General features: G+C 61.7%; 10 protein-coding genes. All 10 read right to left on the bottom strand.

Translation table 11 applies throughout. The annotated features are described in order from the left end of the window. Nucleotides 1-14: 14 nt before the first annotated feature. A complete protein-coding gene (locus PSAKL28_RS23670; protein ID WP_038615087.1) occupies nucleotides 15-2,786 on the bottom strand; it encodes a hybrid sensor histidine kinase/response regulator in 2,772 nt (923 codons plus the stop codon). 135 nt (nucleotides 2,787-2,921) lie between these two features. After that, the gene (gene purD, locus PSAKL28_RS23665) at nucleotides 2,922-4,217 is read right to left on the bottom strand and encodes a phosphoribosylamine--glycine ligase (RefSeq protein WP_038615084.1); all 1,296 of its coding nucleotides are present in this window, start codon (nucleotides 4,215-4,217) and stop codon (nucleotides 2,922-2,924) included. Nucleotides 4,218-4,341: 124 nt separating this feature from the next. Continuing rightward, on the bottom strand, nucleotides 4,342-5,949 hold the full coding sequence (gene purH, locus PSAKL28_RS23660) for a bifunctional phosphoribosylaminoimidazolecarboxamide formyltransferase/IMP cyclohydrolase (RefSeq protein ID WP_038615082.1): 1,608 nt from the start codon (nucleotides 5,947-5,949) through the stop codon (nucleotides 4,342-4,344). Between the two features lie 82 nt (nucleotides 5,950-6,031). Continuing rightward, on the bottom strand, nucleotides 6,032-6,352 hold the full coding sequence (gene fis, locus PSAKL28_RS23655) for a DNA-binding transcriptional regulator Fis (protein ID WP_003186237.1): 321 nt from the start codon (nucleotides 6,350-6,352) through the stop codon (nucleotides 6,032-6,034). Continuing rightward, nucleotides 6,349-7,362 (bottom strand): tRNA dihydrouridine synthase DusB, encoded by a 1,014-nt coding sequence (gene dusB, locus PSAKL28_RS23650; protein WP_038615079.1) that lies wholly within the window; start codon nucleotides 7,360-7,362, stop codon nucleotides 6,349-6,351. The genes fis and dusB overlap by 4 nt, the downstream gene beginning before the upstream one ends. Before the next feature lie 156 nt (nucleotides 7,363-7,518). Further along, a complete protein-coding gene (locus PSAKL28_RS23645) occupies nucleotides 7,519-8,793 on the bottom strand; it encodes a DUF3426 domain-containing protein (RefSeq protein WP_038615076.1) in 1,275 nt (424 codons plus the stop codon). A 40-nt stretch (nucleotides 8,794-8,833) separates the two neighbouring features. Then, nucleotides 8,834-9,712 (bottom strand): 50S ribosomal protein L11 methyltransferase, encoded by an 879-nt coding sequence (gene prmA, locus PSAKL28_RS23640; protein WP_038615073.1) that lies wholly within the window; start codon nucleotides 9,710-9,712, stop codon nucleotides 8,834-8,836. A gap of 164 nt (nucleotides 9,713-9,876) precedes the next feature. Continuing rightward, entirely contained in the window at nucleotides 9,877-11,232 is a 1,356-nt protein-coding gene (accC, locus tag PSAKL28_RS23635; protein WP_038615071.1) for an acetyl-CoA carboxylase biotin carboxylase subunit, read from the bottom strand. Between the two features lie 17 nt (nucleotides 11,233-11,249). Then, a complete protein-coding gene (gene accB, locus PSAKL28_RS23630) occupies nucleotides 11,250-11,705 on the bottom strand; it encodes an acetyl-CoA carboxylase biotin carboxyl carrier protein (RefSeq protein ID WP_038615068.1) in 456 nt (151 codons plus the stop codon). 98 nt (nucleotides 11,706-11,803) lie between these two features. Further along, nucleotides 11,804-12,256 carry a type II 3-dehydroquinate dehydratase gene (gene aroQ, locus PSAKL28_RS23625; protein ID WP_038615065.1) on the bottom strand — a complete coding sequence of 151 codons (453 nt, stop codon included), beginning with the start codon at nucleotides 12,254-12,256 and terminating at the stop codon, nucleotides 11,804-11,806. Nucleotides 12,257-12,370: the final 114 nt, after the last annotated feature.

The following is a 12,370-nucleotide window of genomic DNA, read 5'->3' as shown; positions in this document are numbered from 1 at the left end:
AGGGGTCTGACGGTTTACGGGGTCGGCACCTGAGAGGATTCGCTTTCGCGCTGGGCGACCCAGTGTTCGATCAATTCGCGCAACTGTGACAGCTCGACCGGTTTGGCCATATGGCCGTCCATGCCGGCCAGGCGTGCGCGTTCCTTGTGTTCGGCAAGAATGTGCGCTGTCAGGGCCACCACCGGCGTGCGCTTGCGCTGGTTGCTGAGTTCCCAGATGCGCAGCTGCTGGGTGGCTGAGAAGCCATCGAGCACGGGCATTTCGCAGTCCATCAACACCAGGTCGTAGCGCTGGGCTTTCATCGCCTGCAGGGCTTCTTCGCCGTTGCTGGCGGTATCGGGTTCGAGGTTGAGCTTGCCGAGCATGCCGCGGATGACTTTGGTCGAGATGCTGTTGTCTTCGGCCACTAGAATGCGGAAGTCACTGGGCAGGTTCAGCGGCGGGCTCAGGCTGACAGGAGCCGGAATGCTCGGCTGGCCTTTGCTGCGTTGCGCCAGTTCTTCGGCCAGGGTGGTCTTGAGAGTGTAACCGGCGACCGGTTTGGCCAGGATCCGCTTGACCCCGGCATTGCGCGCGATGACCTTGCTCGGCGCATTGCTGATGCCGGTGAGCATGATCAGCAGGATGTCATGGTTCAGGCTCGGGTCTTCTTTGATCTTGGCTGCCAGCTGCATGCCGGTCATGCCGGGCATATTCTGGTCGAGCAGGACCGCATCGAAATAATCGCGCAGGTGCGCCTTGGTACGCAGCAAGGCCAGGGCTTCCTTGCCCGAAGGCACGGCGCTGACGTTCATGCCCCAGGCACTGCACTGTTGCACCAGGACCTTGCGGCAGGTGTCGTTGTCGTCCACCACCAGCACCCGGGCGCCGCGCAGCGGGCCATCGAGATCGGCGGGAGGCTGTTCGAGGCGCTGCGGATCGAGCGGCAGGGTCAGCCACAAGGTGTTGCCCATGCCGTGGCTGGTCTTGATCCCGAACTCACCCTGCATCAGGGTAATCAGCTGCTTGGCGATGACCAGGCCCAGATGCCCGCCCAGCTTGTTGCTGGAAAGAAAGTGTTTGCTGTGCAATTCGGCTTGCAACAGGGCTTCGCGGTCGCCTGGGGAAATCGCCTCGCCACTGTCCTGCACGGCAATGCGCAGACGTGGCGCGTTGCCGCGCTGATCGAGCGCCACCACCAGAAGGATTTCGCCTTGCTCGGTTTTCTTCAGGGCGTTTTCCAGCAGGCTGAGCAGCGCCTGGCGCAGGCGCGTCGGGTCACCGCTGATGACCCGCGGTACTTGCGGCTGGGTGAAGCTGATCAACTCGATGTTCTGCTGTTCGGCCTTGGCGCGGAAAATACTCAGGCAATCCTCGATCAGCGCGTTGAGATCGAACTGCACATCGTCCAGCTCGATCTGCCCGGACTCAAGCTTGGAAATGTCGAGAATCTCGTTGATCAGGGTGAGCAGTTCGTTGCCGGCGCTGTGGATGGTTTGCACGTAGTCGCGCTGCTTGACCGACAACGGGGTGCCCAGCAGCAGTTCGGTCATGCCCAGTACGCCGTTCATCGGCGTGCGGATCTCATGGCTGATCTTGGCCAGGAACTCGGCCTTGGCGTTGATCTCGGCGTTGCTGGCCGCCAGCGCACAACTGGCGCTGAAGCGCTCTTCACTGATCCGGCGCAGGCGCTCGCTGACCGACAGATTGAGCAGCAGGCCGCTGAAACTGGTGAGGCCCAGAAGAATGAACAGCAGCCATTGTGTCGGCGTGCGGGTCAGGCCGAGGAGGGCCGGAAGTACCACCAGGCAGCCAATGTTGAAGGCCAGCATCGACAAGGCGAACAGCCGCGCCGGCGCATAGCCCTTGTGCCAGTGGTAGCTGGCAACCAGCAGCATGCTCAGCGTGCCGAGGGCGAACAGCGCATAGGTCATCAGGTTGAGCGGCAGGGTATCGACGAACAGCAGCAGCAGGCCGAAGACCCCGATCAGGATCATCTCTGCCTGGAGCAGGCGGCTCAGGCGTGGGTGCTCACAGGGGCTGAAGAAGCGCAAGGTGAAGGTCAGGCCGGCCAGGCTCGCAAGCAGGGCGGTCAGGTAGGCGGCTGGTGTTTGCGCCGAGTGCCAGAGGCTCCACCAGGGGCCGCTGAGGTTGAGCAGGATCAGGGCGCTGAGCAGCATCAGGCCGTGATAGACGGCAAGGCTCAGGCTGGTGCTGGAGCGCGAATAGGCAAAGCGGATGAGGTTGTGCAGCATCAACATCAGTAGGCAGCCGAACAACAGGCCGAACAGCAAGGTCTGGCGCTGATCGGCGGCGACCTGAGTGGCAGGCTCCAGGCCGATGCTCGGACGCAGTTGATGTTCGGAAACCAGACGCAGGTAGATATCCAGCGTATGCGCGCTGCCCGGCAGGGCCAGCTGGTGATCGCTGCTGCGCACGGTGGTGTCGCCGCTTTCGGAGGGGCGGCCGTTGTGTATGTGCTTGATCAGCTGGTCGCCGTCCAGGGCATAAAGATCAAGACGGGACAGATCCGGCGCGAAGACCCGCAGCAATTGTTCATGCTGCCCGGGTTCCAGGCGATAGTGCAACCACAGCGCCTGGTCTGGCGATGCGGCATCGAGTTGGTTCAGCTCAATCGGGCTGAATTGATTGCGGTAGCGATCGGAACGTATATCACTGAGCTGCAGGTTGGCTTGTTCGTCGAGCAAAACCGCCCAGCCACCGCTTTGTTCGGCTGAGGCCGGCAACAGGCAGAGTAGGGTCAGCAGGCTGACGGTGAGGCCAATGGCGATCCTGAGCCAACGCACGACGAGATCCTTTCTTAGCAAAGAGCCGAATGATAACTATGCGCGGCGCGCCAAGGCGAAGGCAAGGCCCATGATGGGTCTTGCCTTCGAATCGGAAGCAGGACGCCGAGGGCGTCACCGCTTCCAGGCGCGTTTTTACTGCTGATGCTCACCACGTTCGCGGGCAATGGCACGATAGCCGATGTCCTTGCGGTAGAAGCTGCCTTCCCAGTTGATCTCGGCAGCCAGGCGATAAGCCTGCTGTTGTGCAGCTTCAACGGTTTCGCCCAAGGCCGTGGCGCAGAGTACGCGACCACCGGTGGCAACCACCTGGCCGTCCTTCAGTGCGGTACCGGCATGGAACACCTTGCCGGTCAGTTTGGCGGCAGCGTCCAGGCCGTTGATTGCCGCGCCTTTGCTGTAATCGCCAGGGTAGCCGCCAGCAGCCAGGACTACGCCCAGGCTTGGTTGCGGGTTCCACTGCGCTTCAACCTTGTCCAGCGCCTTGGCAAAGGCGGCCTCGATCAGCAGCACCAGGCTCGATTCCAGGCGCAGCATGACCGGTTGGGTTTCCGGGTCGCCGAAGCGGCAGTTGAACTCGATGACTTTCGGGTTACCGGCCTTGTCGATCATCAGACCAGCATAGAGGAAACCGGTGTAGACGTTGCCCTCTTCAGCCATGCCGCGCACGGTCGGCCAGATCACCAGATCCATGACCCGCTGGTGCACGTCGGCAGTGACCACAGGTGCCGGCGAGTAGGCGCCCATGCCACCGGTGTTCGGGCCGCTATCGCCGTCGCCAACACGCTTGTGGTCCTGGCTGGTGGCCATTGGCAGTACATTCTGACCATCGACCATGACGATAAAGCTGGCTTCTTCGCCATCGAGGAACTCTTCGATCACCACGCGCGAGCCGGCGTCGCCGAACGCGTTGCCTGCGAGCATGTCGCGCACGGCGTCTTCGGCTTCGGCGAGGGTCATGGCGACGATCACGCCTTTACCTGCGGCCAGGCCGTCGGCCTTGATCACGATCGGTGCACCTTTTTCGCGCAGGTAGGCCAGGGCCGGTTCGATCTCGGTGAAGTTCTGGTAGTCGGCGGTAGGAATCTTGTGGCGGGCCAGGAAGTCCTTGGTGAAAGCCTTGGAGCCTTCCAGCTGGGCTGCGCCCTTGGTTGGGCCAAAGCAGTCCAGGCCGCGGCTGCGGAACAGGTCGACGACACCGGCAACCAGCGGACCTTCAGGACCGACGATGGTCAGGGCAACATTTTTTTCGGCGAAGTCGGCCAATTGTTCCAGGGCAGTGACGTCGATGTCGACGTTCTCGCACTTGGCTTCGGTGGCGGTACCGGCGTTGCCCGGAGCAACGAAGACTTTCTCGACCCGTGGGTCCTGAGCGACTTTCCAGGCCAGGGCGTGTTCACGACCGCCGCTACCGATAATCAAAACTTTCATGTCAAAACCTCGATGACGCTAATTCGGATGGGGCATCTTGCTGTGGGAGCGGGCTTGCCCCGCGATTGCGATGTGGCAGACAGATCGCAATCGCGGGGCAAGCCCGTTCCCACAGGGGCCTTAATCAGTGACGGAAGTGACGCATGCCGGTGAACACCATGGCGATGCCAGCTTCATCAGCGGCAGCGATGACTTCAGCATCACGCATCGAACCACCTGGCTGGATCACCGCAGTGATACCCACTTTAGCTGCGTTATCGATACCGTCACGGAACGGGAAGAACGCATCCGATGCCATGACCGCACCCTGTACCTGCAGGCCAGCGTGCTCTGCCTTGATTGCCGCAATGCGAGCGGAGTTCACACGGCTCATCTGGCCGGCACCGACACCGATGGTCTGACGGCCCTTGGCGTAGACGATGGCGTTGGATTTGACGAACTTGGCCACTTTCCAGGCGAAGATCAGGTCGTCGATCTCTTGTTGGGTCGGTGCACGCTTGGTCACCACTTTCAGGTCTGCAGCGCTGATCATGCCGATGTCGCGGCTCTGTACCAGCAGACCACCGGTAACACGCTTGTAGTCCCAGGCAGCGGCACGCTCAGCCGACCACTCGCCGCAGGCCAGCAGGCGCACATTGGCCTTGGCTGCAACCACGGCGCGGGCTTCGTCGCTGACGCTCGGGGCGATGATGACTTCGACGAACTGGCGCTCGACGATGGCCTTGGCGGTTTCGGCATCCAGTTCGCGGTTGAAGGCGATGATGCCGCCGAAGGCCGACTCGGTGTCGGTAGCGTAGGCCAGTTCATAGGCCTGGCGGATGCCGCCTTCGGCGTCCGGGCTGACCGCCACGCCGCACGGGTTGGCGTGCTTGACGATGACGCAGGCTGGCTTGACGAAGCTCTTCACGCATTCCAGCGCGGCGTCGGTATCGGCCACGTTGTTGTACGACAGTTCTTTGCCCTGCAGCTGCACGGCGGTGGCGATGCCGGCTTCGGCAGGCTTGGCTTCGACATAGAACGCTGCGCTCTGGTGCGGGTTCTCGCCGTAGCGCATTTCCTGGGCTTTGACGAACTGGCTGTTGAAGGTGCGCGGGAATTCGCTGCGGCCTTCGGTGCTCAGCGTTTCAGCCGCCTGGTTAACGGTGCCCATGTAGTTGGCAATCATGCCGTCGTAGGTGGCAGTGTGCTCGAACGCCTTGAGCATCAGGTCGAAACGCTGGGCATAGGTCAGGCCGCCGGCCTTGAGGCTTTCCAGCACCTGAGCGTAATCGCTGGCGTTGACCACGATAGCGACGTCTTTGTGGTTCTTGGCCGCCGAGCGAACCATGGTCGGGCCGCCGATGTCGATGTTCTCGATGGCGGTCGGCAGGTCGCAGCCAGGCTTGGAGATGGTGGCTTCGAACGGGTAGAGGTTGACCGCGACCAGGTCGATCGGCTTGATCCCGTGTTCGGCCATGATGGCGTCGTCGGTGCCACGACGGCCGAGGATGCCGCCGTGGATTTTCGGGTGCAGGGTCTTGACCCGGCCGTCCATCATTTCGGCAAAGCCGGTGTAGTCGGCAACTTCCACCGCGGCAACGCCGTTGTCCTGGAGCAGCTTGAAGGTGCCGCCGGTGGACAGGATCTCGACGCCGAGCTGTTCCAGCTCACGGGCAAATTCAAGGATCCCGGTCTTGTCGGAGACACTGATCAAGGCGCGGCGGATCGGCAGGCGGGTAGTCTGGTCGGTCATTTCAGATTCCATAACGCGGTGGAGTCAGCAAAAAAGGCGACCTCATCGAATGGGAGCCGCCTTTTCTGGTTTGGATGCTTGCTTACAACAAATCGTACTGCTTAAGCTTTTTTCGCAAGGTGCCGCGGTTGAGTCCGAGCAGCTCGCTGGCCTTGGTCTGGTTGCCCTTGACGTAGTTCATCACGCTTTCGAGCAACGGCGCTTCGACTTCCGAGAGCACCAGGTTGTACACGTCCGTGACGGCCGCGCCCTCAAGATGGGCGAAATAGTTGTGCAGCGCCTTTTCCACACTGCCGCGAAGGGTCTGACCCTCTTCGCTCGGTGTATTCAGGTGCTGTTTCAGGTTGACGTTGTCGCTCACGGGCGTTGTTCCACTCACTAAAGTCTCGGTCATCATCGTCATGCGGCCACCCCTTGTCCGTCCTCTGTCTCAAGGCTCTGTTCACGCTCGCGGAAAAAACCACGAACGTCGGCGCACTGCGCTTGTGTATCTTCCAAACGATTGAACTGGGCGCGAAACTCCCTGGCGCCCGGAAGCGTTGCCAGGTACCAGCCGACGTGCTTGCGGGCGATGCGTACACCCATCACATCGCCATAAAAGGCGTGCAGCGCGGCCAGATGCTCCAGCAGAATGCGTTCCACTTCTTGCAGCTGCAGCGCCGGCAAGTGTTCGCCGGTGCGCAGGTAATGCTCGATCTCGCGAAAGATCCACGGCCGCCCCTGGGCAGCCCGGCCTATCAACAGGCCGTCGGCCCCGGTCGCTTGAAGCACGGCCCGGGCCTTTTCTGGCGAAGTGATATCGCCGTTGGCAAAAACCGGAATCGACACCGCCTGCTTGATTGCTGCGATGGTGTCGTACTCGGCGTCGCCGGTGTAAAGGTCGGCGCGGGTGCGTCCATGTACTGCCAGTGCCTGGATCCCGGCCTGTTCGGCAATCTTTGCCACCGTCAGGCCGTTTTTGTTCGCCCGGTCCCATCCTGTACGGATTTTCAGCGTGACCGGTACATCCACGGCGGCAACCACCGCGTGGAGGATCTCGCTGACCAAGGCTTCATCTTTCAATAAAGCAGAGCCTGCAGCTTTGTTGCAGACTTTTTTTGCCGGGCAGCCCATGTTGATATCGATGATCTGTGCGCCAGCCTCGACATTGGCCCGGGCCGCCGCTGCGAGCATCTGCGCGTCACCGCCAGCGATCTGTACCGAGCGCGGCTCGGGATCACCCTGGTGAATCATGCGCAGACGCGACTTGCGGCTGTTCCACAGGCTCATGTCGCTGCTGACCATCTCCGACACCACCAGGCCTGCGCCCATTCGTCGGCAGAGCTGACGAAATGGCTGGTCCGTGACCCCGGCCATCGGCGCGAGGATCAGGTTGTTCTGCAGTGTGTATGGGCCGATGCGTACCGCCGACATAGGAGTTCCCTGTTGTGGGGCCGGATCATTAGAGTTCGAAAAAGGGTGGGCATGATACCCGCTCTCGGTGACCGGATAAAGATGGATTTGGATAAAATCTGAACAGCTGCGACGTTATGCCCGACAGTTTGCACGGTCGGGCAGGCAAGCCAGGCGCTATTCGGGAGAGCGGAAGCTCAGGCTGTAATTGACCGCCTTGGGCCCTGGATCGAGGATGTCCAGGGCGATGTGGATCGGCACCTGGCTGGGCATTTCACCTTTGCCGGCCAGTTCACCGCTGAGGTACTCGGCGGGTTTGAAGCGCCGGCTGGCGATCAGTTGGCCGTTGAGGTCGGCAAAGCGCAGTTCCAGCAGCGGAAACGGCTGGGTGAAGGGGGCACGGTTGTAGATGATCGCGTCGACGATCAGTGCGCCGTTGAAATCCGGGTGGCTGCGCACCACCAGGTTGCTGCTCTTGATCCGGGCAATATCGACGCGCGAAGGTACATCGCAGCCTACCTGCGGGCAGATCTGCTGGAACCAGGGGCGATACTGGTCCTGGCGGGCCAGTTCGTCAAAGTGATACCAGATGTACTGGCCCGCCAGGGCGGCGGCGGCCAGCAGCACCAGGAATATCCACAGCAGGCGTTTGCCCCAGTGGGGCTTGGGTTTTTTCCAGTCCAGCTGCAGCGGGTCGTCGACCAGGTCGAGCAGCGGCTCCTTGCGTGCCGGGCGGCTGGAGACCGGGCCGAGGCCGAGTTCGTGGCGCTCGTCCAGATTGCTGTGCGCTGTGTCGAGGTCGTCGTCCGGGTCTTTTGCCGACAGGCGTTCGCCAAGCGGCTCGTCAAGCTCGGCCACGATCGGCTGCTGATGGTGCAGGGGGGCGTCCAGGTCGTCATCGAGGACATCCGGGTCCAGTGACAGCGACGGTTCGGTGCGTTCACCCGGCGCAGGCGCAAGGTCCAGGGGCTCCTGTTCAACCAGCGGCGGCTGTGGCTCTTCGAGCGCCTCGTTCAGCGTGTCACGCTCGCTGGCCGGGGTGCTGAACAGGCTGTCGGGCCAGTGCTGGTCGTCGTTTTCCGGCTCGTCGCGGTGGGCGCTGAGGCTGTCTTCACGAGGGGTGCTGGCCTTGAACTCGGTGACTGGCTGAATCTCACGCTGTTCCAGGCGCGCCAGCTCCTGATCCAGGTCGAGCTGGTCGAGGTCCAGCTCGGTGGTGCTCCATGCGTGCTGACTGACCGGCGTCACCGGTTCCGGCGCTGCTGGCTCGGTGCTCGTTGGCTCGGCAGCAGGCTGCTGCGCCGCACTTTGCTCCAGCAGCTGCTTGGCGGCGTTGAACACCTGCAGGCAGGCACCGCAACGCACTACGCCGCGAGCCACGCTCAACTGATTGTGGCTGACGCGAAAGCTGGTCTGGCAATGCGGGCACTGAGTGACGAAACTGTCGGTCATGCGGCGGTCCGGGTTATACAGATAGTTATTCTAGGCGCAGTTAACGGCGGCGACCACTGATGCGTACCCAGCCGTCACGAACGCTGATGGGGTCCAGATCGAAGTCTTTGGCGTAGGCCGCGGCAACCTCTTCGCCCTGTTCGGCGAGGATCCCCGACAGTGCCAGCAGGCCACCCGGGCGCACCAGTCCGGACAGTTGCGGGGCCAGCGAGACCAGCGGGCCGGCCAGGATGTTGGCAACCAGCACATCAGCCTGCATCGCCGGCATGTGCTCCGGCAGGTACAGGGCAAGTTTATCGTCGGCGATGCCATTGCGTCCGGCGTTGTCGCGGGAAGCTTCCAGGGCTTGCACGTCAATATCGGTGCCGACCGCTTCACGGGCGCCGAGCAGCAGGGCGGCAATCGCCAGAATCCCCGAGCCGCAGCCGAAGTCGAGCACTTGGGTGTCTTTCAGGTCCTGACCGTCGAGCCACTCCAGGCACAGTGCGGTGGTCGGGTGGGTGCCGGTGCCGAATGCCAGGCCCGGATCGAGCAGCAGGTTGACCGCCTCTGGCTCCGGTGCGGCATGCCAGCTCGGCACGATCCACAGGCGCTGACCGAAACGCATCGGCTGGAAGTTGTCCATCCAGCTGCGTTCCCAGTCCTGGTCTTCGATAACTTCGGCCTGGTGTTCCGGCAGTGCGGCGCCGGTCAGCAGCTGCAGGTGAGCGAACACTGCGGCGGCGTCGGTATCGGCTTCGAACAAGGCCAGCAGGTGGGTGTGCGACCACAGCGGCGTGGTGTTGAGGTCCGGTTCGAAAATCGGCTGATCTTCGGCATCCATGAAGGTGACCGAAACCGCGCCTACTTCGAGCAGGGCGTCTTCATAGGTTTCGGCTTGTTCCGGGCTGATGGCCAGACGTACTTGCAGCCAAGGCATGGCGGGCACCTTTGGAAAAATCTACAGGGGGCAGCCCAAGGCTGCGAGAAGCCCGCCAGTTTACTTGAGTGCGAAGGGTTTGTGGAAACAACCCTGTGGGGGCGGGGCTCCAAAAAAAAGACCCCGGCCACTGGGCCGGGGTCTTTTTCACATCACCTGCTGAATCACTCCTGGCTAGCCAGTTTGTGTTCCAGATAGTGAATGTTGACGCCACCTTTGCAGAAACCTTCATCACGCACCAGGTCGCGGTGCAGCGGGATGTTGGTCTTGATGCCGTCGACGACGATCTCGTCCAGGGCATTGCGCATGCGGGCCATGGCTTCGTCGCGGTCTTTGCCGTAGGTGATCAGCTTGCCGATCAGCGAGTCGTAGTTCGGCGGTACCGCATAGCCGCTGTACAGGTGCGAATCGACGCGAACGCCGTTGCCGCCTGGAGCGTGGAAATGCTTGACGGTGCCTGGGCTCGGGATGAACTTCTTCGGGTCTTCGGCGTTGATCCGGCACTCCAGCGAGTGACCACGAATCACCACGTCATCCTGAGTGAACGACAGCTTGTTGCCAGCGGCGATGCTGAGCATCTCCTTGACGATGTCGATACCGGTGACCATCTCCGAAACCGGGTGCTCCACCTGAACACGGGTGTTCATTTCGATGAAGTAGAACGCGCCGTTTTCGTACAGGAACTCGAAGGTGCCGGCGCCACGGTAGCCGATCTCGATGCACGCATCGACGCAACGCTTGAAGACTTCCTGACGGGCTTTTTCATCGATGCCTGGGGCCGGTGCTTCTTCCAGTACCTTCTGGTGGCGGCGCTGCAGCGAGCAGTCGCGGTCACCCAGATGCACGGCATTGCCCTGGCCGTCGGACAGGACCTGGACTTCCACGTGACGCGGGTTGGTCAGGAACTTCTCGAGGTAAACCATCGGGTTGCCGAACGCGGCGCCGGCTTCGGTGCGGGTCAGCTTGGCCGAGGCGATCAGGTCCTCTTCCTTGTGCACCACGCGCATGCCGCGACCACCACCGCCACCGGCGGCCTTGATGATCACCGGGTAGCCGACTTCACGGCCAATGCGCAGGGCTTCTTCTTCGTCTTCCGGCAGCGGGCCGTCGGAACCCGGTACGGTAGGAACGCCGCTTTTGATCATCGCGTCCTTGGCCGATACCTTGTCGCCCATCAGGCGAATGGTGTCAGCTTTCGGGCCGATGAAGGCAAAGCCGGAGTTCTCGACCTGTTCGGCGAAGTCGGCGTTTTCCGCGAGGAAGCCGTAGCCCGGGTGAATGGCGGTAGCGCCAGTCACTTCGGCCGCGGCAATGATCGCCGGGATGTGCAGGTAGGACTGGCTGGCCGAAGCCGGACCGATGCAGACCGACTCGTCTGCCAGGCCCAGGTGCATCAGTTCGCGGTCAGCCGTGGAGTGTACGGCGACGGTCTTGATGCCCAGCTCTTTACAGGCACGCAGGATCCGCAGGGCAATTTCCCCACGGTTGGCAATCAGGACTTTTTCGAGCTTCGCAGACATCGTTGGCTCTCCGCGGTTCAAACGATGGTGAACAGCGGCTGGTCGAACTCAACCGGCTGACCGTCTTCTACCAGGATGGATTCGATCACACCGCTGGTTTCAGCTTCGATGTGGTTCATCATCTTCATGGCTTCGACGATGCACAGGGTGTCGCCTTTCTTCACGGTCTGGCCGACTTCAACGAAGGCTGGCGAGCTAGGCGAGGCTTTGCGGTAGAAGGTACCGACCATTGGCGAACGGGCAACGGTGCCGTTCAGTTTTGGTGCGGCTGGGGCTTCGGCGGCAGCTGGGGCGGCGGCAGGCGCGGCTACTGGAGCAGCGGCGGCAACTGGAGCCGGTGCGTAGTACTGCTGGGCCGGGGTCTTGCTGTGACGGCTGATCCGTACGGATTCCTCGCCTTCCTTGATCTCCAGCTCGTCGATGCCAGACTCTTCCAGCAGTTCGATCAGTTTCTTGACTTTACGGATATCCATTAATCATCAACTCCCAAGGTTCGGTCAGGGGCGTAAATATAAAAACGTGTTAGCAAACGTTTCTTGTGAGCCCCGGCCTACAGGCCAGGTGCTCGTCATCAGGGCTTTGCGTTAGCAGCCAGGTGTTCCAGGGCAGACTCCAGGGCCAGCCGATAACCGCTGGCGCCCAGGCCGCAGATCACTCCTACAGCGACATCGGAAAAGTAGGAGTGATGGCGAAAAGGTTCACGCTTGTGCACGTTGGACAGGTGCACTTCGATGAATGGGATGCTCACTGCCAGCAATGCGTCACGTAATGCGACACTTGTATGCGTGAAAGCCGCCGGATTGATCAGGATGAAGTCGACCCCTTCGCCGCGCGCGGCATGGATACGGTCGATCAATTCATACTCGGCATTGCTTTGCAGGTATTGCAGGTGATGGCCGGCGGCACGGGCGCGCTGCTCCAGGTCCTGGTTGATCTGGGCCAGGGTAACGGCGCCGTAGACCCCCGGTTCACGGGTGCCGAGCAGGTTCAGGTTGGGGCCGTGCAGCACCAGTAGCGTTGCCATCTGTGGTTCCTTTTATCGTTAGGCACAAACGTTGCGCGGCGACTATGCCGTAAACCGGCGGGCAGTGTCCAGTTGCCTGCAATAGCCAGCACGATGACCGAGATTCACGCCAAA

Source organism: Pseudomonas alkylphenolica (genome assembly GCF_000746525.1).
Classification (GTDB): domain Bacteria; phylum Pseudomonadota; class Gammaproteobacteria; order Pseudomonadales; family Pseudomonadaceae; genus Aquipseudomonas; species Aquipseudomonas alkylphenolica.
This window is presented reverse-complemented; position numbering and strand designations above follow the sequence as displayed.

Excerpts from the sequence above, each read along its gene's own strand:
- purD (WP_038615084.1), bottom strand. The coding sequence starts at position 4,217 with ATGAAAGTTTTGATTATCGGTAGCGGCGGTCGTGAACACGCCCTGGCC.
- purH (WP_038615082.1), bottom strand. The coding sequence starts at position 5,949 with ATGACCGACCAGACTACCCGCCTGCCGATCCGCCGCGCCTTGATCAGT.
- fis (WP_003186237.1), bottom strand. The coding sequence starts at position 6,352 with ATGACGATGATGACCGAGACTTTAGTGAGTGGAACAACGCCCGTGAGC.
- dusB (WP_038615079.1), bottom strand. The coding sequence starts at position 7,362 with ATGTCGGCGGTACGCATCGGCCCATACACACTGCAGAACAACCTGATC.
- PSAKL28_RS23645 (WP_038615076.1), bottom strand. The coding sequence starts at position 8,793 with ATGACCGACAGTTTCGTCACTCAGTGCCCGCATTGCCAGACCAGCTTT.
- prmA (WP_038615073.1), bottom strand. The coding sequence starts at position 9,712 with ATGCCTTGGCTGCAAGTACGTCTGGCCATCAGCCCGGAACAAGCCGAA.
- accC (WP_038615071.1), bottom strand. The coding sequence starts at position 11,232 with ATGTCTGCGAAGCTCGAAAAAGTCCTGATTGCCAACCGTGGGGAAATT.
- accB (WP_038615068.1), bottom strand. The coding sequence starts at position 11,705 with ATGGATATCCGTAAAGTCAAGAAACTGATCGAACTGCTGGAAGAGTCT.
- aroQ (WP_038615065.1), bottom strand. The coding sequence starts at position 12,256 with ATGGCAACGCTACTGGTGCTGCACGGCCCCAACCTGAACCTGCTCGGC.